Raw genomic sequence first — 19,092 nt, forward strand, 5'->3', positions numbered from 1 at the left:
CCTCAAATCGGCTTAGCAGTTATTAGCAGATGCCATCCCAGGCTCTGTTCAAGCGCACGAAACAACTCCGGCGGCATGGTTTCAAACCATGGTTGCCGCACATATTCGTAGTTGACGTATTGCTCAATCTGATACGGGAAAATATGATCCTGTCGAATTTCAGTAGCTTCAAAGCATCCAGAAAGAAGCTCTTGAACGTCGCGCTCATCGTAGGTGAAGGCAATCGGGCACCCTGACTGAGCTTCTGGTTGGTCGAGCCCAGCTTCAATCATAGCAGCCTTCCAAGACCTTTTTGCATATAGCATAATTCTCAGTTCACCATCCGGCTTGATAACTTTACGGATTTGTTCAATTACGCCTCGCGGATTGGGTGTATGATGAATCACGCCAAAAGAGTATACCAAATCAAAGTTGCTCTCGGGGAAGCCTTGTGTAAGCGCTTCAGCGTTCAACTGTTGAAGGTTTCCATCTTGTTCAAACACTTCAAATCGTGACTTGGCGATTGCAAGACTTGCTTCCGAAAGCTCTATCCCAGAATATATTGCACCGTTACGCGCGAAGTTGATCGCGTCAGTGCCAATGCCGCATCCGACTTCCAGTACCTTTTTACCGTTCCAACGTGAGAATTCCGCAAAACCCGGAATGTGGGGCTCGACAAAGTACTTCCGGGCTTCAACTTCATCGAAGTATTCTTGAGAACCCACTTCGCGCTTTGAATGTCGGACATTACAGGGGCGGCGATTCCAGTACTCTTTTACATCTTCAATGGTGGCGTTGTTAGTCACAGGTGAATCCTTTATTGAATGAAGATAGCAGTTTCAGTTACTCAGCGGTTTGTCTTGCAGCGGCCTGGAGCTCTAAATCGATCAGGCTTCTCATCTTTTATAGAGATGCAGGAACAACACCGCATGTCACACCGATGTTTCAACCAAGTTATGCATCAACTGGTTGAACCCTTTTTACAGTTATCCGTTCAAGAGCTATTCGAGATCTCCCAATCGAGTGAAGGCGTACCTCAATAGGAAGAGGTAAATCCTGCGTTGTGATTTGCAGTGGTAGAGATATGATTTTCCTTGATCCGAAAAATTTGACTTTTACAACCGCTACCGTCTTCTCACCCTGCATAATTTCGAGTTGTAACTTCGATGTGGGCGAGTGATTCCAGCGTTTTATGAGACTCACATCGACTCTGTAGTTGCCGGGCATCAAATTGGCGTAAGGACCATAAAATATATGTCCACTCGCTCCTGTGGAGTGAATTACATTTTCATCCCTTTTTCCAGCTGCACCTGCATGCATTTCGTCGGTCCAGTCTTGCGCATCGACAAACGCAGACTTTAGCAAATAGCCGTGCCGCAATCTGGCTGAGAACGGCGTTCGACTGCAGCCAACGAAACGCTGCATTACAGACTCGAAACCATTATGTATGGCATTCACACCAATAATCCGGCGGGGCTCTTTATTCGACGCTAAGTGATCCCGCTCGTTTGTTACGACTGTATAAAATTGCTCCATCAAGGCGGACGAAGCATCGCCCTCCACCTTTTTTGGAAGTCCAAAATTAATTATAAAAGTATCTGCGCGATCAATAACGTCTATATCGCCTTGCCAACAAGATACATCCGTTAGGAATCCTAAATTTCGCCAACAATTCGTAAAAAGATCATATATCCGGTCTTTTGGACCAAGCCAGATGACATTCGTATTTCTTGGAGCGTTGGCAAATAGATCAACAAGAAATGGAAGTACGTGTTCCGGCGTTCCGACTTCAAGATCATAAGACTCTGGCCTATAGCGCGCCTCAATCAAACCTTTCAGAGGCTGATCGATTGCTTGGCTAAGCGCTTTGCGATACGCCATGTTTATGGTGTCAGTTAGGCTGATTTCTTCCAAGTCGATCCCAGCAAGACCCCAAATTTCCGATTGATCCGGTATTTCCGGCTGCAAAAGATTGTGAAAAAAATCGTCCGCACTGTTTTCCACACTCTTATGTGCGTGAGCCGGAGTGGTTTGACGAGTGTGGTCGCAGTGATAACCAAGAACAAAAGGTAAGGCGTCATCAATCTTGCCATGACGCATAACGAGACGCTTCGAAATATTTGCGTCTACATGCCAACCCAGCAGCATCCTCTCATCGAAACCGTGAATGGAGAAGAGGTCGTCTCGTTTTATTAGCTGAAAATCACCAGGCGCATCGTACAGGATAGAGTCCATCCCGTACACTACCTCATTCAAATAGAAGTTCTCTCCCGCTTCACGCGTTTCAGCGATAACCCCAGCCGGATCAAGCCGATTAAAGCTCTCCCACAGCGTCTCAGGTATCTCGAAACGAGGGGCACAATAAAATCCGTCTTCCAGTCTCGCCAACTGGTCAGACAAGGACTGCGACCCGCGTGGTACGAAGATCATGTCCGTATTGGTCGACAATATCCAACGATTTGCAGGATTGGATCGCCTGACGGCAGCATTACGCGAAATCGGCTCCAGAGCCTTCAGGTGCGTACGAGACGCAAACAGCTGATTGTGAAGACTCGGCCTTATGCGGATGATCCGCAAAAGACGCTTCGCACGATCTGTCAGCGTGTCACAGATCGCCTCCGGGAAGGTCGGAAAATCATCCGGTGTGTTATAGTCAACGAAAAGAATTTCATCGTTTTCGTCGGTCAGCACTTCCGCCATACAATTCAGGCTGAGAGCAGCCCGCTTGTGGAGGTTATAGCCGTAACTGTCGTTCCTTCCATAGAGAACGATCGATATCATGACATTACCCGGGCATGTTTCGCTGCGGCAGCGTCAGAGAGCCAATCCCCCATGCCAGGTCTGATCAGCGTTATCGCAGCCGAAAGCTTCGCAGCATCAACAACACGCCACGGGTCGATAACAGCCTTCGGTCCCGCCGCAGCAATGTCGAGATTGCGATAGGCTTTCCAAGGCGTCACGATGGCAACAACATCCGCTCCCGCCATGGCGCTTTCCGCATCTACCTTGATCACGATCCCATCGGCGATCTGATCCGGAAGGCTGATGAGAGCCTGCGGGTCTGTAATCCGCACTTTATAACCGATGCTGATCAGTTTGTGAGCCAGTGCCAATCCCTGGCTTTCCTCGATCACCGGGGTTTCCGGCTTGTAGGACAACCCGAGGATTGCCACCTGGGCCCCCGGATCAACCGAGGCCGCTATCGCCCGAACAAGCCGCTCCGTCTGGTGATCATTGATAACATCTGTCGCTTCGGCAAGATCCGTGCGCGCGCCGAGGCTGCGCCCAAGCGCCGCGAATGCCTTGTTATCACGCGGAAAACAGGGGCCACCATAACCAATGGCGCCCTTGATGTATTTCTTTCCGATGCGGCTATCTGCACCGAGAGCGTCCGTCACGACATCGGCATCGGCACCATCGAGATGATCGCACATGTCAGCGATCATGTTCGCATAGCTGATCTTGGTGGTCACGTAAGTGTTGACGGCGATCTTGCAAAGTTCTGCATTGACCCAGTTCATCCGCTGGAACTCAGGATTGCTCTCGGTCGAACCACGATAGACGCTTTCGAGCAAATCTCCCGCTTTAGGATCGCTTTCGCCGATAAGTATCATATCGGGGTAAAGCATGTCGCGGACGACCGTGCCGAGCGCGATGAATTCCGGATTGTAGCACAAGCCGAGATCCGAGCCCACGGTTCGACCAGACGCACGTTCCAGCGTCTGACGCAGAATACCGCCTGTGGAGCCGGGCATGACGGTGGAGGTGACAACAACGTTGTGATAGCCGATCTTGTCATGCAATGCCGCACCGATGCTCTCGAGCGCGGAGATTACGTAGTCATTGCGGAAAAAACGATCCGGACCGCTTGGCGTGGGGACGATGATGAAAGTCACGTCCGAGGAAAGCACCGCCTCCCGCATGTCGGTCGTAGCTCGAATGCGCCCACCATTTTCCGTGATTAATTCCTGAAGTTGCGGCTCAGGAACCGGCGCCACGCCACGATTGATCGAATCCACAAAAGCGGAATTCAAATCCATACCAATGACGTCAAAGCCTTTTTTGGCAAACACGGCAAGCATAGGTGCACCAAGTTTGCCCAGACCTATTACAGAAAGTTTCGGCTTCATGATAATATCTCGCTAGGGATCAGGCCACTGGCCGTCACTTGTTTTTTCCACGTGCAAGCTCGGCCTGACGAGCAATCCAAGGATAGGTACGAGCCAACCCCTGCTCAAGCGTTAGACTTGGCTCCCAACCCAGCTTTTCCCGAATGAGGTCATTGTGGGAATTGCGTCCACGGACACCCTGCGGGCCTGGAATATTACGAATTTCGAGATCCTTGCCAGCCACTCGCATGGTAATCCTGGCGAGTTCATTGATCGAAACCATCTCTTCCGATCCAATATTCACCGGACCGGCAAAGGTTTCGCACCGCGTCAAACGCAAAGTAGCCTCGAGGCATTCATCGACGAATAGAAACGATCGAGTTTGCAGACCATCGCCCCAAATTTCGATCGCTCCACCGGCTTCAGCCTCGGCGACTTTGCGGCAGAGCGCAGCCGGCGCCTTCTCACGTCCGCCGACCCAGGATCCTTCCGGGCCAAAAATATTGTGATAACGCGCGACACGGCATTCCATCCCGTGATTGCGGTTGTAAGCGAGATAAAGTCGCTCGGAAAACAGCTTTTCCCAACCATATTCACTGTCTGGATTTGCGGGATAGGCACTATCTTCCCGCGTCACGGGAGCATTGGGATCGGTCTGGTTATGCTCGGGATACATACAGGCCGAAGAGCTGTAAAAGACCCGCTTTATGTTGCGACGGTAGCAGGCATCCAAGACATTGAGATTGATGGTAGCCGAATTGTGCATGATATCGGCATCGTTCTCGCCCGTAAAAATATATCCCGCACCACCCATATCAGCAGCTAGCTGGTATACCTCATCAAACCTGCGATCAATCACCGCGCGACAATTGGACTGCTCACGCAAGTCTGCAATAACGAAATCGTCAGCCTCTGTTGCGGCATATTCTGGGAACTTGAGGTCTACACCCCTCACCCAAAAACCTTCACGTTTCAAGCGCTTAACCAGATGTGCGCCAATAAATCCACCTGCTCCGCAGACGAGTGCCGTTTTCATGTGTCTCTTCCCAACAAGAAAAATCCGTAATTATGCGCCGGCAGCAGCTATCAGATTATGCTGGAAGTTTTCAATAGGTTTCGAATTATTTCCGATCTTTTCAGAATGTTTCTGCGCTAATCGGCCATCAATCGATTGCGTGACCTCCCCCTATACGTTAGGACGCGCTAAAAAGCATAGCGAGACTCCGCGGCATATGCGGCCGAACAACTGCAGGATAGTGCCTTTGCCTATCTGAACTCCGCCATGATAAAAACGCATGACAAAAGAGCGATGAACCGTTGAATTTCGATACTCGAAAAATCCTCGTCGTTGATCTGGACGGAACCCTTCTCCGCACAGACATGTTGTACGAAAACTTCTGGTCGGCTTTCGGCTCAGACTGGCGCTGTCTTTTCAGCACAATATCGGCGCTGCCACGCGGACGCGCTCACCTGAAACGTCACCTCGCCTGCGCGGCAGTCGTCGACGCTCAGGTGCTTCCTTACAACACCAAGGTGCTTGCCTATATCGAAAAATGGAGAAGCGCAGGTGGGCGTACCGCTCTCGTCACCGCTTCTGATCAGCAGATTGCGCAAGGAATAGCGGACCACCTCGGTATCTTTGATGAGGTTCACGGCTCCGACGGCACGCGAAACCTGAAAGGCGCCACGAAAGCCGCATTTTTGGAAGAGCGTTTCGGTGAAAACGGTTTCTTGTACATGGGCGACGCCGCCGCCGATTTGCCTGTATGGGAGCGTGCAGAAAAAGCAATTACGGTGGATGTACCGAGGAAAGTACGCACGAAAGTCGACGCTCTCTGCGATACAGTCGAGCATCTCCAAAGCGAGAAAGATAACTTTAGACCTTACATCAAGGCGCTCCGGCCTCACCAGTGGCTAAAGAACCTTCTCGTATTCGTACCACTGCTTGCCGCGCATCAATTCGATGGAGGAACCATCGTTTTATCGATGACGGCTTTTGTGTGTTTTAGTCTGATAGCATCAGGCGTATATATCCTGAACGATCTGCTTGATCTTTCTGCAGATAGAGCACATCCGCGAAAACGAAACCGACCATTTGCCGCAGGCGCTGTTCCCATCGCGCACGGCACGCTAATGGCGGGAGCACTTGTAGGTTTCGGCTCTCTTCTCGCAATTTTGATAAGCTGGAAATTTCTGGTAGTCATGGTTGGCTACTATCTGCTGACAACCGCCTATTCGCTTTATCTGAAGCGGTTGATCATCCTTGACATCTGCATGCTTGCCGCACTTTATACGGTAAGGATGTTTGCCGGCTCTGTAGCGACATCGATTGACATATCAATCTGGCTGCTGGCTTTTTCTGTTTTCTTTTTCCTATCTTTAGCAGCTATCAAAAGACAGGCGGAGTTAATCGACAGCGCAGAGCGGGGCGATCTGAAACCGAGCGGCAGAGGTTATCATGTCGATGATTTGCCTATAATTTCAATGATTGCAATTGCCGCTGGCTATGTTTCCGTGCTCGTGATGACACTTTATGTCAATTCTCCCGCTGTGGTGCAGCTATACGCGCGTCCGGAGGCGCTTTGGGGCGTTTGCGCGATTATATTATATTGGATCACCCGTGCCGTGATGATGGCACACCGTGGTTTGATGCATGACGATCCAGTTGTCTACGCGGCCAAAGATGGCACGAGTCAAATATGCGCACTGATAATCCTAGCCTTCACACTGGGAGGTGCATTGTTGTGACACTCGGCGTTCTGACTTTTCGATATTCGATATTTGCGGTTATCGCCACTTTAGCAAATCTTGCGACACAAAGATTTGTTCTTCAGGCTGGAAGTACCAAAGTCCACTTTATCGCAGCAATCGGAATGGGAACAATCGTAGGTCTCGTAATAAAATATGCGCTCGACAAGCAGTGGATATTTTATGACCAAGATGCGGGACTGAAAAACAACACCCGAAAATTCTCGCTTTATACCCTGATGGGCATTTTTACCACTCTGATATTCTGGACAGCCGAAACGGTATTTTGGCTAATCTGGCAAACCGATCTCATGCGAGAAGCAGGCGCCATTATTGGGTTGGCCATCGGATATGTTGTTAAATACAATCTCGACAAGCGGTTTGTTTTTAACGACAAGCGCAAAGAGATCACGTTATGAAAATATCTGGCTGGGGTCGATATCCGTCGATAGATACCCAACTTCATTTTCCGCGTGATGTGGAAACACTGCTTGGCTTAGTCACTTCCAGGCACAGCGTCATAGCCCGTGGCAACGGCCGCGCCTATGGTGACAGTGCGATTAATCCATTCAGCACTATTTCAATGAAATATTTTAACCACATGGTTTCTTTCGACCCCAAGACTGGTCAGCTAGTCGCCGAGGCCGGCGTATTGTTGGGCGACATCATCAAAACATTTTTACCCAAGGGTTGGTTTCCCATGGTCACCCCAGGAACGAAATTCGTTACCCTAGGCGGCATGATTGCCGCGGATGTCCACGGTAAAAACCACCACAAGGAGGGTAGTTTTCGAACGTGTGTCGACTGGATAGATGTCCTAGATGTCAACGGGGAAATTACCCGATGCTCCCGGGAGATGAACATTGATCTCTTCGAATATACGTTGGGCGGCATGGGGTTGACCGGCATCATTCTACGCGCCGCCTTCCGACTTAGACGCGTCGGGACTTCGTGGGTCCGGCAAACAACCGTCCCTGCTCCGAACCTGCAAGCGGCAATGGAAGTCTTCGAAAAATACAAGGATGCCACTTACTCGGTTGCTTGGATCGATTGCCTCGGACGGGGAAAGAACCTGGGGCGCTCCCTGATTATGTTGGGTGAACATGCGTCTATATCCGACCTTCCGGCAAAGCATATCGGCGAACCATTTGAACAACCAGAGAAACGTCAAGTAAGATTTCCAATCACCATGCCGAGCGGCATATTGAATCGAGTAAGCGTGAGCTTATTCAATCAGCTATATTACAAAAATGGCGCCAGAAAAGCTGGAGAATCCCTGGTCGATTGCGATTCATATTTTTACCCTCTCGATACCATACTTGGCTGGAACCGGATTTATGGTCGGAACGGGTTCGCGCAGTTTCAATGTGTCTTACCTCTTGATCGTTCGGAAAGAGGTATTTGTGCCCTGCTTGACGCCATTTCCCTTGCCGGAGCCGGCTCTTTTCTCGCTGTTCTTAAGAAACTCGGTCCACAGGAAAGCAGATTTTCCTTTCCCATGGAGGGTTACACCCTCGCTCTTGATTTTCCGATCTCACAGAAAACCCTGACTTTGCTGAATCGTCTAGATGAAATTGCCATTGAAAATGGTGGGCGTTTCTATCTTGCAAAAGACAGCCGCATGTCGGCCCGCACGTTACGTGTTTCAGATGAGCGCGCAGAAAAGTTCGTACAGAATAGGGATGAGAAAGGCTGGAGAGGCCGTTTTATTTCGTCCCAGGCAGAAAGGCTCTCTATATGACGAAACCACCTGTCCTTATTATTGGCGCCCGGTCAGATATTGGCAAGGCTGTAGCCCATAAGTTTGCTGCAGGGGGATACGCTATCCAACTTGCAGCGCGCAATGCCGAAGGCCTTGATGTCGAGAAACGCGATATCGAACTTCGTTATGGTGTCGAGGTGACGTTGCATGAATTTGACGCGCTCTCGATAGAGACCCACGAAGAATTCCTGAACAGTCTTCCCCGATTGCCTGAAATTGCAATATCGACCATCGGATTGATGGGCCAACAAGAGGAAAGCGAACGTGATCCTATCGCCGCAAGCCACGTTATGCGCAGTAACTACGAGGGCCCGGCGAGTATCCTGGCGCTTCTAGCCAATCGGTTCGAACAACAGGCCGCGGGTACGATTGTCGGGATAAGCTCCGTCGCTGGGGAGCGGGGTCGCGCAACCAATTATGTTTACGGTTCCGCCAAAGCTGCTTTTACCGCGTTTCTTTCCGGCTTGCGCAATCGCCTGGCCAAGCGTGGGGTCCATGTCGTTACGGTTCTACCCGGATTTGTCGCCACCAAAATGACAGAAGGGATGGATTTGCCCGCAGCTCTTACAGCAGAGCCGACTGAAGTCGCAGTAGCAATAGAGCGCGCCGTTATACAAAAAAAGAATATCGTCTACGTACGCTCTATCTGGCGATTGATAATGTTGATCATACGCAATATTCCGGAGCGTTTTTTTAAAATGATGAAGATATAAGCACCATATATCTAGACCATTTCTTCCAAATACTGAAGCACTTTAGTTTGATCACGCCGATACTGGCATAGTCCTTGCCTGGCATTTTAGAGAGATCGTCGCGGGGCGGCGACGGAGAAGCAACGAATGGGAATGATTTGGCAGACACCTGAACCAACCGGCCCGAAGGGCGCGCTAGTGGTGCAAGGCATGGCTGTGTCCCTTTCTTTTCTCGTGCCGTTTCTAGCCGGCTTCAGCTTTGTGATGAACCATTTCTATGTGGCGGGCGGCTATCTGCACGATAGCGGCTGGTTCGCGGCGCTGATGTGGCGCCCGCTGGACTTCAACCTCACCAATCCACCTGTTATAGACAACAATCTTTTTTATAGCACGCATCTGTCGCCGATCCTTTATGGTATCGGCCTGTTGAGTTTCTTCTGGCCCTGGGGACCGATAACATGGTTTGCCAGCTTCCAAGGCGTCATTCTGGGTGGCAGCGGCCTAATGGCCTGGATCACTGTGCGCAGAATACCCTGTTTTGCAGAGAAACCGCTTTGGCAGGCATTTCTGGCACTGGCTTTCGCCTTCAATGGCCTAGCTATGTTTATCTTGGCTTATCCGCATATCGAAGCGTTGGGAGCACTGATGGCTTGCGCCTGCCTCGCCGCCTTCTTCAGCGGCAAGCGGCGGTTGGCGGTGCTGTTTTTGCTAATAGCGCTTTCGGTTCGAGAAGATATGGGCTTCCACGTCGTTGCGCCGCTGGGGCTTTTATGGATCTGGACCATGTGGAGTAACCGCCGTGTGACAGCTGGGAGCGATGTGCTGGCGCTGCTGACGCTGGCGTTCTGCCTGTCGCTGGCCGCCGTGCTGATCCGCAGTTGGCAATTTCCAGCCGATGGCGCCTTTACCCGCATCTACACAGGCGTACCACCTTATGCCCACCTGACGTGGTCACTGATGCAGGAGCGGCTCACCCTCTTGTTTTCACAACGGCTCTACCTCCTGCAGCCCGCCGCTGTCGCCTTATTTGCGACGATCATATGGCGAAATCCTGTACCTATTTTGGGTTTCGTAGCCTATATTCCATGGTCACTTCTCAATTTAACCGCCTTCAGTGATGCTGCGGGCCACATGGACGTCTATTATCCCTTTCCCTTTCAGATCGCTATTTTCTGGTTTTTATGGTGGACCGGAGTTCCGCAAATATCACATCTAGTGGTTACCGACACGCTCCGTCAGCAGGCAAGCACGAAGATATTGGTTCCAATATTTTTGATTGCCGGCATTTCCATGAGTTTCCCATGGAGTACCATTCTGCCTGCCTGGAACGGTGGCGTAATAAGAGCTACTGAGGAAGCAGCAGACACTATAGTGCAAAACCGTCATCTCTTGGGACGCATCAAAGCCGATCCAGCTATGCTGTCGCTGCGGCCGCGCGCATTTCTGCAAGAAGACGATCTCGATGATCCAGATATTGGCAACGAACCGGCACCTGAAACATTAATCTGGCATGCTAACAGCATCCGCTTTGGTAAAGTACAACAGCACTTGGAAAACTTTGAGGCCGAAATGCTGTATCGGATTACTGACACACCATTCTACCTCGCCTCACATCTGCCGCGCGTTCAACTTGAAAGTGCCGGTCTCGCACTGCGACCGATGATGGACATAAACATGCTGCCGCTGATGAAAACGCGGTACGGCCAAGTAAACGCCTCTATTCTCGATTTGGCCAGCAATGGCGGGAAACACAAACTGTATGGCCCTGGTTTGGTGTTACCCCCAGGCAAATACCGCCTCGAAATGGATATGCGAATTTTCGACGATCACGCCGATGAAGCCATGGTGGAGGTGTATAATACCCAAACTGGTTCCATTATTTCTGCCCCCCTGCAGCGCGGGCTAGGCGGCAGCCCCGCCACGACCGACATTGAATTTACCATCCAGCGGCACCACCAGGGCAATTGGGAGTTTCGCGTTTCGGGAAATAACCTGCACGGCATCCGTATTACGGGCGTCTGGCTCCGTTCACTCGGCCAGGGCGACAAAACTGATGCAACTGAGAGTGTGCCTGGGAATTGATCAACCGCGGCAATCCCAGTCGCTTTCCGACCGAAAATCTGGCCGCAGCAACTCTGCCGCATTAAAGGGAGGAAACTCGCCAGACCCAGCACGAAGTGCATCATAGCCTACACAAACTAGGGACGCATGATATTCCTCCCCGCGTCACAAAGCACTATGGAGCCATAGGTAGACCGTTGTACTAACGTGCGGTGGCGCACCACGCCACCAGCCGCCTGCCTATCATATTTTCAGTGCTCAACATCTTTGAGTTTACTAAGAACTGACAGAAGCAAGTCTGTGGATCTCGCCCAATTGAATTGGCTCCGAAGTTCACTTGCTACTCGACTTCTAGTCTCAAAATCTGGTGGAAAGTTAGCCAATTGATGCATGGCATCTGCCCAGTCTTGCGGTTTCTCTGGATCGCAAAAAATCGCCATATCGTGCAGCAATTCTGTCATGGCGGGTCTCGCACTACAGATGCAGGGAACTTCAAGCATCAACGCCTCTAACGGAGGCAAGCCAAAACCTTCATATAAACTGGGAAAAAGTAGTCCCTTGGATCGTCTCAATACCCTAGCCAACTGCCCATCCGTCAGACGTCCAACCGGATGTATCTTTCCTCTGCTATTAGAGGTCAACTCCGTAGAGAATCCTTTCGGAGATTTTCCGACGACGACCAAATGATAGTCTTGGGCATTGCTGAGGCCCATTGCCTTAATCACGACGTCGATATTTTTATGGTAATCGTTAGAACCTATACAGACGAAGTAAGGCGCGTCGGGCGTAAGTAAATCGACGCTCTCGTCTTCGTCCCATTCTACAACATCGACGCCATTATAAACGACATGTATCTTTTCCTTCGAAATACCGATAATCCGTGAAATATCGTCCGCACTGCTTGCACTCACAGTCACAATAAGATCGGCGTTTCTAATTGTATGGATGTATTTTTGTTTCCATTCGCCGATTGTTGACTTTTGAAATATGCTCTCAAATAGCAAAGGAATAACGTCGTGCACCATAACGACGGATCGAGGAGGCAACTCAGAGGGACACCAATGAACAGACGGAAAAAAATGAATGGGTTTTTCGCGAATTGATAAAACGTCGAGCGTCGCGAGTACCTCTCGCTTTATTAATTCCTTCAATATTTCACGCGCAACTCTACCGACACCTCGTCTATCAACTAAAGTACCCGTACTATACTGGATATTGAGACCCTGAACACATAAAGGAAAATATTCAGGGCACTCGATGGCCTCACTGGACCTTGATACGATTCCCTGTTTTGGAAAGCGCTTTCGTATCGCTCTTCGTATCAAACGCTCAGGATTAAGGGAGCGAAGTGTCGTCCTGAAACCACCTCTGTCAGTTTTCCCTTTTTCGTCGCCAACTCGGCCTCCACTCATTTGCGCTGATATCACATCATTTGCAACACGATTGACTACCTCCTGGGCATACTTTGAAGCCAGCAGGTAGTTTAGTTCTCTAGCAATTTTCAGCTCATCTTCATGGTTCAGAAGATCAAGGGCCATTATGTGCCTTTCGAAAGAGTGACCATCGTTTTAATGCCCCCCAGCTTTTTCTTTTGAGCTGGCAGACAGCGCAAAAGCACTATCCCATTTAAAACATGGGAATAACATGAAACAAGCCAATTCAAAGTCCAGCGGTTGTCGGCAGCATTTTCATTTCCCCGCTGCCAGCACCGCCTCCGCCTCATAGATGGCGCAGACGATGTGATAAAACGTGCTTGCCGGCGCCGGTTCGTCGAGCATTGGCCTGTCGGCCGGCCATTTGTCGAACCACAGGCCCTTGACCGGCGTGTCGAGGAAAGGCTGCAGCGCACCGATGGCGCTGAGACCGGAGGCGAGGTAACGCTGCCGTTCCTCACCGCCCGTGACGCTCGCCAGCCGCACCGCAGCCTTCAGCCATTCCGTCTGCGGCCATAACCGCGCCAACCCGTCATGCACCGAAAAATCGTCATAGAGGCTCATCACCGCCACCTTGCGGCGCGGGCAGATGCCGTATTCCTCGCCGATCTCGAACAGCCGTTTGGCCTTGTCGATCGCCTCGTCGTTTCCACGCAGGCTGCCCCAGCGCACCAGAAGCCAGGCCCATTCGAACTGGTGGCCAGGTTCCATGATCCGGCCCTTGTCGCTCGCATGCGGCGTCCAGTCATGAGCGAAGAATTCGCGCAAGCCGCCATTGCCGCCATCGATGAAGCGCTCAAGCGCAAGACCCGCGATCTCGTCGGCCAGCGCCGACCACGGACCATCCGGGTCCTGCTGCTCCCAGGCCAGCATCGCCTCGAAGAGATGCATGTGCGGATTGGAGCAGAGCGGCGCGCGCGGCGGGTTTGCTTCCTCGAAGCCGGCGACCGGATGTTTGTAATCGCGCTGAAGGATGGCAAGGATATCGAGCGCCCGGCCGCGCATCTCATCCCTGCGTTCGGGAAGGCTTGCCGCCGCCTGTGCGGCGGCAAACAGCGCAAAGGCCTGATTGTAGAGATCGAAGGAGGGATCGATCAGCCTGCCGGTCTGGTCGGCAAGGTTGCCGTAAAGGCCGTTTTCGAGGCGATAGACCGTCTCGAACCAGGAGAGCCCATGCAGGAGCGCGTCTTTCCACGGCCCCTGCCAGCCATGCTGACCGGCGGCGGCGAAACAATAGGCCTGGCGCGGCTGCACGCGGGCGCGGCGGTCATCGGAAAAAACCGGTTTGGCATCCTGGCCGAGACGTTCGTAAAAACCGCCATCCGGCCGGGCCGAACCCGCCTCCCACCACAGGGGCAGGGCGTCCTCATCCAGCCATTTGCGTAATCTTCCGATCTCTTCGGCAAGCGTCTGCGAAATGCTCGGAAATGGCAAGGTCATGCGTCAACTCTCTGTTTTACGTCGTGGTAGGGACGAATACGCCAAGAGAACCCAGAAGCAAACGCTTGAATTTATGTTTTGTGACGCTGTCAACCATAAACGCTATTCATTTGCTCTCTCATAAAGCCTGCGGCACGGGAGGCAGGGTGCTGGCTCTACAATGCCCTCGCCGCACGTCCTTAAAGTTGGCAATGTGGTCAAACCCGGCATTGATGGCCTTGGCACTGAGCGCCAAATCATGACAACAGTTTGGCGCTAGAGAACAACGGGGACCATGGACGCAATGGCGGCAATCGAAAAACTGGCGGAAAGCTTCATCACAGCGAGCCGCGAGGAGGCGAAGATCTCTCTGGCGGCGGTGCAGGCGGAGGGTCTCATTCCTGCTACGCTTGGAGAGGCTATGGCGGTCCAGCGGGCTTTTGCTGAGAGCTGGGCAGAACCGGTTGCCGGCTGGAAACTGGCGATCCGCGCGGATGGCGAGGCCATCGGGGCGCCCATGTTCGATTGTGTGCGGGTCGATGAAGCCAATGCTGCTTCTTTTTCCCATTACGGCACCGAAGGCATCGAGGTCGAGATCTGCTTTACGCTTTCGGCGGATATTCCTGCGGCGGCAGCGGGGCCACTTACGAGGGCCGACCTGATAGGATTTATAGACAAGGTTCACCTTGGTGCTGAACTTCTCCGCTATAGGCTGGTGGAGAAAAATCAGGTGCCGTTTCCTCTTTTCCTCGCGGATCGCCTCGCCAACCACGGTTTCGTCATCGGCCCGGAAGTCGATAAAGCCGTCGTGGACATCTTTGCCGGAAATGGCGAGAACCTGCCGCAGCTCACCGTTACCGAGGGGTCGGTATCGCTGTTCGATGCTACGGTAAAACATCCGAATGGCGATCCGCTCGCACCGCTGGTTGCCTTTGCCAATGCGGCATTCAACACAGGCGAAATGCTCAAGGCGGGCAATGTCGTAACCACGGGCAGCCTTTGTGGCGCGATACCGAGCACACTAGCCGGCGAGACGCACATTGCGCTGAAATCGGCTGGCGCCTTCACGCTGTCCGGTCCGAGACCATAGGCGTCCGGTCAGCCGGACGTTCTTTTTTCAGCCGTCTACCGTCTTCATCGCCGCCACGACTTCCGATGCCATCGAAAGGTCATTTAACTCGCCCATATTCGCCGAGAAAATCAAGCAGCGCCCGGATGCGTGAGGGCAGCGGTCCGCGCTGGCCGACATAAACCGCGTGAAACGTTTCCGTTTCACCCGTATCGAGATGATCGAGCACTGAGACCAGTCGGCCGGCGGCGATGTCCTCCCTTACGGTGAAGGCAGCAAGGCGCACCAACCCGACACCGGCAAGCGCCAGACGGCGAAGGCCTTCGCCATCACTGACCTGCACACGCCCCGTTGCGGGAATGACGACGGTCTTGCCGTCCTCTCGCAGCGGCCAGCCATCGGTCGACCGGGCATATCCAAGCGCAAGGCGGTTATGCACTTCAAGATCATCAATGGTTTGCGGCACGCCGCAGCGCTCCAGATAATCCGGGGCGGCGGCAATGATCATCCTTGTCTCACCGAGCTTCCGGGCAACGAGACTTGAGCTTTTCAAAGGCCCGGCGCGCACCGCAACATCCATGCGCTCCGCAAGAAGATCGACCACCAGATCGGTCTGGACGATATCAAGCGTAACACCCGGATGAAGCGCAAGAAACCGCGGCAGGATCGGCGCGAGAATATGGGTCGCATAGGACGCGCTGGTGTTGATCCGCACGCGGCCGATGGGCTTTTCGCCCTCTCCGGCGGCGCGTTCTGCCTCTTCGAGATCGGCGAGGATGCGGGTGGCCCTTTCATAGAAGGCGCATCCTTCCGGCGTTATCTGAAGCTGGCGGGTGGAGCGATTGAGGAGACGCGCGCCAAGCCGGCTTTCCAGCCGGGCGATGAGCTTGCTCACCGCAGAAGGCGTCATGTTTGCCGCCGCGGCCGCGCGGGAAAAACCGCCGAGCTCGACGACCCGCACGAAGATTTCCATCTCCCCTGCCCGATTAATCTCCAGTCGTGCCATGATGACTTCATCTCACAAGTGATAGTATTTTCGGCATTCTATTTCATGGGAGTGATGGCGTCTACCTTCAGAGTGCGGTCAGGCCATAGAAGCCCGACACGGCCGCACCGTCACGCATGAACGGCAGGGCGCGGCACGACCACAAAGCATGAAAGGAATGCCCCAATGGAATATCGCTCCCTCGGCAAATCCGGCCTGAAGGTGCCCGTCTTGAGCTTCGGCACGGGAACCTTCGGCGGCACTGGCCCGCTCTTCAGCAACTGGGGCACGTCTGATGCCACGGAGGCCCGGCGTCTTGTCGATATCTGCCTGGAGGCCGGCGTCAATCTGTTCGATACGGCCGATGTGTATTCCAACGGCGCATCCGAAGAGGTACTCGGCGAAGCCATAAGCGGTCGGCGCGACGGCGTTCTGATTTCGACCAAGACAAGCCTGCCGATGGGCGATGGGCCGAACGATGCCGGCTCTTCCCGTTTTCGGCTGTTGCGGGCGGTGGAAGATGCGCTGCTGCGGCTGAAGACCGATTATATCGATATCCTCCAGCTCCATGCCTTCGATGCCTTCACACCGGTTGAAGAAGTGCTGTCGACGCTCGATATACTCGTCCGCTCCGGCAAGGTCAGATATACCGGCGTTTCGAATTTTTCAGGCTGGCAGATCATGAAATCGCTCGCCGTTGCGGATCGTTATGGCTGGCCGCGTTATGTGGTCAATCAGGTCTATTATTCGCTGATTGGCCGTGACTACGAATGGGATCTGATGCCGCTCGGCGCCGATCAGGGTCTTGGCGCCATGGTCTGGAGCCCGCTTGGCTGGGGACGCCTCACCGGGAAAATCCGCCGCGGCACGCCGTTGCCCGAAGGGAGCCGCCTGCATGAGACCACCAGCTTCGGGCCGCCTGTGAATGACGAGCATCTCTTCCGCGTGATCGATGCGCTGGATGCCGTGGCGCAAGAAACCGGCAAGACCGTGCCGCAGGTCGCACTCAACTGGCTGCTACGGCGCCCCACCGTTTCCACGGTCATCATCGGCGCCCGCAACGAGGAACAGCTTCGCCAGAACCTCGGTGCGGTGGGATGGGAACTCACGCCTGCGCAGGTGGCAAGGCTGGACGAGGCGAGTGAGACGACGGCGCCCTATCCGCATTTCCCGTACCAGCGGCAGGCGGGTTTTGCGCAGCTTAATCCATCGACTGTGACGCACCAGAACGCGTCCTTTTGAGCGGGACGCGGTAGGGAGAGACGCGGCCCTGCCAAGCCCTGCCTTGAGCGGCCGGGCTTCCCCGCATCTTTTTGACAGGGCGAGCGGCTGGCAGACTTGCCTGGCGGCGGGTGATCTTACGGCAAGGAGGTTCAGACCGCCTTGCTTCCAGCGGTTTGTTCCGCCCGTCCAAAGATTATAAGCCAAATATCCGCTGGCACGTCGATTCCATGCCTGAAGACAGGCGATAGCTGTCCGTCGGAATACCGATATCGCGCCGCGCTTATCGCTGCTATCCGTCCTGCTTTCACCTTGACGGCGATCTCGCAACTTTTCTGCGCCTCGTGCGCCGGAACGAACTCCCTGCGTCTAATTGTCATATTTTGCATATAGTCCGCTGTCTCAACGTATTGTCCCGGAATATGCGCGACAATGGTGCGAGACCACAGGCGGTTCCCTTCCTTGTCCTCACCTGTCGACGCCCCGAACCTGCTCTGAAAGTCTGCAAGTGGCTTGCCTCGCCATTGTTCATCCAGCTTGCGGTATGGTGACAACATGGTGGTAACGAAACCATCATTCACTCCGTTGATCGCCGAAGATGTTGTATTCAACGGGGTGCATCCACACAGGAAAAGAGAACCGACAATAATAGTTGAGAATGATTTGGACATTGTCATTTAATTAAAAGTGGCCTCTCTAACGATCACGCGAAGACGACGTGGACATCCTCAATAAGAATGGAAAACTCGATGTCGCTGAGAACGACAGGATGATCCATCCGTAGCTATCCGGTGCAACGGCCGAGTGCGCGGCGAACGCCCGCGCCTACTCCTTCTGTGGACTATCTTTTAGTTTTCACTGAAGTTTATTCCTGGCAATCGACATCGCATCTTTCCAAATTTGACGCTGCGAAGGCCCTATGACGACTTGCTTCGTCTTATTTCAATCTCCGTGAGCCGATTATCAATTGGAAAACGGATGCTTTCGCAAGATCTCCTGCTGCTCAAGCTCCAACCGGTGGCGCCAGGCTGGATTGAGTTTTTCGATTTCGTCAAGGGCCTTGGGAAACCAAGCCTGCCGAGGATCTTTCATCTCGGAGGGCTGGTACATCCCGGCTCTGGAATTCGCACTACCTTGAAAAATCCAATACAGCAGTTCGTCTATTGAACAGGTCTCCCGCCTCTCCGTCTCCATATCTCGATCTGTTCCAACAAGCGCCATCCTCCCGTCATCATGGATTTCCAGATGGTAACCGCCAGCACCATTTGGACGCCTGCCAAATGGGAGACGGTCAACGTTTTGTCCCCATTTCTTGCGATAACGAATATACTCGTCTTCGATATTCTTGAATAAATCGGAAGCTGTTATTTCCATTTTTTTGCTTATGAACTTTTCTCGTCAAAAAAAACAGACTGCAGGAACAATCAAGCCGACAGCGCTCCGGCTATCGGAACTAGGTTTCGGTGCCTGGGTGTACGACCAGCTATTTTGTGAATTCTTGTGAAAGAAGTTTCATATTCTGAATAGCCCCAAGATTTGTAGACACCTTCTTTCCTAATTTTGAGGCAAGAAGAGCATCATGGGCAAATCGAATTTCAGCGAAGAGTTTAAGCG

At 52.8% G+C, this 19,092-nt stretch carries 16 protein-coding genes; 7 read left to right on the forward strand and 9 right to left on the reverse strand.

Annotated elements, in window-relative coordinates:
* Nucleotides 1-2: 2 nt before the first annotated feature.
* The 4 genes from ACIQUH_RS13205 to ACIQUH_RS13220 form a co-directional block, all read right to left on the reverse strand.
* Nucleotides 3-785 carry a class I SAM-dependent methyltransferase gene (locus tag ACIQUH_RS13205; RefSeq protein WP_400815645.1) on the reverse strand — a complete coding sequence of 261 codons (783 nt, stop codon included), beginning with the start codon at nt 783-785 and terminating at the stop codon, nt 3-5.
* Between the two features lie 148 nt (nt 786-933).
* Complete coding sequence (locus tag ACIQUH_RS13210; RefSeq protein WP_400815648.1) at nt 934-2,760, reverse strand: hypothetical protein; 1,827 nt, start codon at nt 2,758-2,760, stop codon at nt 934-936.
* Nucleotides 2,757-4,109: a UDP-glucose dehydrogenase family protein gene (locus ACIQUH_RS13215; RefSeq protein ID WP_400815650.1), complete on the reverse strand. Its 1,353-nt coding sequence runs from the start codon at nt 4,107-4,109 to the stop codon at nt 2,757-2,759. The genes ACIQUH_RS13210 and ACIQUH_RS13215 overlap by 4 nt, the downstream gene beginning before the upstream one ends.
* Before the next feature lie 34 nt (nt 4,110-4,143).
* Nucleotides 4,144-5,124, reverse strand: a complete 981-nt coding sequence (locus ACIQUH_RS13220) for an NAD-dependent epimerase/dehydratase family protein (RefSeq protein ID WP_111817904.1) — start codon at nt 5,122-5,124, stop codon at nt 4,144-4,146.
* A gap of 281 nt (nt 5,125-5,405) precedes the next feature.
* Between ACIQUH_RS13220 and ACIQUH_RS13225 the strand changes: the two genes are divergently transcribed.
* The 5 genes from ACIQUH_RS13225 (at nt 5,406) to ACIQUH_RS13245 (ending at nt 11,372) form a co-directional block, all read left to right on the forward strand.
* Complete coding sequence (locus ACIQUH_RS13225; RefSeq protein WP_400815654.1) at nt 5,406-6,836, forward strand: UbiA family prenyltransferase; 1,431 nt, start codon at nt 5,406-5,408, stop codon at nt 6,834-6,836.
* Complete coding sequence (locus ACIQUH_RS13230) at nt 6,833-7,255, forward strand: GtrA family protein (RefSeq protein ID WP_400815656.1); 423 nt, start codon at nt 6,833-6,835, stop codon at nt 7,253-7,255. Before ACIQUH_RS13225 ends, ACIQUH_RS13230 begins: the two co-directional genes overlap by 4 nt.
* Entirely contained in the window at nt 7,252-8,577 is a 1,326-nt protein-coding gene (locus ACIQUH_RS13235; RefSeq protein ID WP_400815658.1) for an FAD-dependent oxidoreductase, read from the forward strand. The genes ACIQUH_RS13230 and ACIQUH_RS13235 overlap by 4 nt, the downstream gene beginning before the upstream one ends.
* Nucleotides 8,574-9,311, forward strand: a complete 738-nt coding sequence (locus ACIQUH_RS13240) for an SDR family oxidoreductase (RefSeq protein ID WP_400815660.1) — start codon at nt 8,574-8,576, stop codon at nt 9,309-9,311. Before ACIQUH_RS13235 ends, ACIQUH_RS13240 begins: the two co-directional genes overlap by 4 nt.
* Nucleotides 9,312-9,437: 126 nt before the next feature.
* On the forward strand, nt 9,438-11,372 hold the full coding sequence (locus tag ACIQUH_RS13245; protein WP_400815663.1) for a hypothetical protein: 1,935 nt from the start codon (nt 9,438-9,440) through the stop codon (nt 11,370-11,372).
* Between the two features lie 230 nt (nt 11,373-11,602).
* Here the strand turns inward: ACIQUH_RS13245 and ACIQUH_RS13250 are convergent, their stop codons facing one another.
* Entirely contained in the window at nt 11,603-12,889 is a 1,287-nt protein-coding gene (locus ACIQUH_RS13250; protein ID WP_400815665.1) for a glycosyltransferase family 4 protein, read from the reverse strand.
* Between the two features lie 150 nt (nt 12,890-13,039).
* Entirely contained in the window at nt 13,040-14,224 is a 1,185-nt protein-coding gene (locus tag ACIQUH_RS13255) for an AGE family epimerase/isomerase (RefSeq protein WP_400815668.1), read from the reverse strand.
* Nucleotides 14,225-14,507: 283 nt separating this feature from the next.
* On the opposite strand from ACIQUH_RS13255, the gene ACIQUH_RS13260 reads away from it, so the two are divergent.
* Nucleotides 14,508-15,293 carry a 2-keto-4-pentenoate hydratase gene (locus tag ACIQUH_RS13260; RefSeq protein ID WP_400815671.1) on the forward strand — a complete coding sequence of 262 codons (786 nt, stop codon included), beginning with the start codon at nt 14,508-14,510 and terminating at the stop codon, nt 15,291-15,293.
* A gap of 79 nt (nt 15,294-15,372) precedes the next feature.
* Here the strand turns inward: ACIQUH_RS13260 and ACIQUH_RS13265 are convergent, their stop codons facing one another.
* Nucleotides 15,373-16,278, reverse strand: coding sequence for a LysR family transcriptional regulator (locus ACIQUH_RS13265; RefSeq protein WP_400815673.1), 906 nt, complete (start codon nt 16,276-16,278; stop codon nt 15,373-15,375).
* A 165-nt stretch (nt 16,279-16,443) separates the two neighbouring features.
* Between ACIQUH_RS13265 and ACIQUH_RS13270 the strand changes: the two genes are divergently transcribed.
* Nucleotides 16,444-17,499 (forward strand): aldo/keto reductase, encoded by a 1,056-nt coding sequence (locus tag ACIQUH_RS13270; RefSeq protein ID WP_400815675.1) that lies wholly within the window; start codon nt 16,444-16,446, stop codon nt 17,497-17,499.
* Between the two features lie 131 nt (nt 17,500-17,630).
* Here ACIQUH_RS13270 and ACIQUH_RS13275 read toward each other — a convergent pair whose 3' ends face one another.
* Both ACIQUH_RS13275 and ACIQUH_RS13280 read right to left on the reverse strand, forming a co-directional pair.
* Entirely contained in the window at nt 17,631-18,089 is a 459-nt protein-coding gene (locus ACIQUH_RS13275) for a hypothetical protein (protein WP_400815678.1), read from the reverse strand.
* Nucleotides 18,090-18,441: 352 nt separating this feature from the next.
* On the reverse strand, nt 18,442-18,852 hold the full coding sequence (locus ACIQUH_RS13280) for an Imm63 family immunity protein (RefSeq protein ID WP_400815680.1): 411 nt from the start codon (nt 18,850-18,852) through the stop codon (nt 18,442-18,444).
* Between the last annotated feature and the right edge of the window lie 240 nt (nt 18,853-19,092).

The organism is Agrobacterium sp. NPDC090283, assembly GCF_044769685.1.
In the GTDB taxonomy this organism is placed as follows: domain Bacteria; phylum Pseudomonadota; class Alphaproteobacteria; order Rhizobiales; family Rhizobiaceae; genus Agrobacterium.